Here is a 1,289-nt window from a genome sequence, read left to right as displayed (position 1 = left end):
CGGCGGCGTCTTACTCTCCCACACCCTCCCAGGTGCAGTACCATCAGCGCAGGTAGGCTTAGCTTCCGGGTTCGGAAAGGGACCGGGCGTGACCCCACCGCAAAAACCACCGACAAACACAACAGAACAACACACACCCAACCACACCCACAACAGGCGTGTGGTGTGCCGTGTCATTCCAGACACTGCATAACAGACGCGAGCACTTCATCCTCATAGAAGTTCACATTGTGTGCGCTTCACACAACCAACCCAAAAGGCAATTGTGTGGTTTGTTACACGTCGGCCAATTAGTACCAGTCACCTCCACACCTCACAGTGCTTCCAGATCTGGCCTATCAACCCCATCATCTCTAGGGAACCTCAAAAGAAACCTCATCTCGAAACAGGCTTCCCGCTTAGATGCTTTCAGCGGTTATCCCTCCCATACGTAGCCAACCAGCCATGCCACGGGCGTGACAACTGGCGCACCAGAGGTATGTCCAACCCGGTCCTCTCGTACTAGGGTCAGCCTTTCTCAAGTTTCAACGCGCGCGGCGGATAGAGACCGAACTGTCTCACGACGTTCTAAACCCAGCTCGCGTGCCGCTTTAATGGGCGAACAGCCCAACCCTTGGGACCGACTCCAGCCCCAGGATGCGACGAGCCGACATCGAGGTGCCAAACCATCCCGTCGATATGGACTCTTGGGGAAGATCAGCCTGTTATCCCCGGGGTACCTTTTATCCGTTGAGCGACACCACTTCCACAAGTAGGTGCCGGATCACTAGTCCCGACTTTCGTCCCTGCTCGACCTGTCAGTCTCACAGTCAAGCTCCCTTGTGCACTTACACTCAACACCTGATTACCAACCAGGCTGAGGGAACCTTTGGGCGCCTCCGTTACACTTTAGGAGGCAACCGCCCCAGTTAAACTACCCACCAGGCACTGTCCCTAACCCAGATCATGGGCCGAGGTTAAGATATTCAATACGATCAGAGTGGTATTTCAACAACGACTCCACACCCACTAGCGTGAGCACTTCACAGTCTCCCACCTATCCTACACAAACCGAACCGAACACCAATACCAAGCTATAGTGAAGGTCCCGGGGTCTTTTCGTCCTGCCGCGCGTAACGAGCATCTTTACTCGTACTGCAATTTCGCCGGGCCTGTGGTTGAGACAGCAGAGAAGTCGTTACGCCATTCGTGCAGGTCGGAACTTACCCGACAAGGAATTTCGCTACCTTAGGATGGTTATAGTTACCACCGCCGTTTACTGGGGCTTAAATTCTCCGCTTCGACCACAA

2 rRNA genes are annotated in these 1,289 nt (G+C 54.3%); both read right to left on the bottom strand.

Annotated features, from left to right (window positions below):
- A 5S ribosomal RNA gene (gene rrf, locus QP140_RS09715) occupies window positions 1–114 on the bottom strand; the annotation flags it as partial.
- A 156-nt stretch (window positions 115–270) separates the two neighbouring features.
- Window positions 271–1,289, bottom strand: a 23S ribosomal RNA gene (locus QP140_RS09710); the annotation flags it as partial.

Source organism: Corynebacterium sp. UMB9976 (genome assembly GCF_030212265.1).
GTDB lineage: Bacteria > Actinomycetota > Actinomycetes > Mycobacteriales > Mycobacteriaceae > Corynebacterium.
Note: the sequence above shows the minus strand (reverse complement) of the source record. Positions and strands in the feature narration are given on the sequence as shown.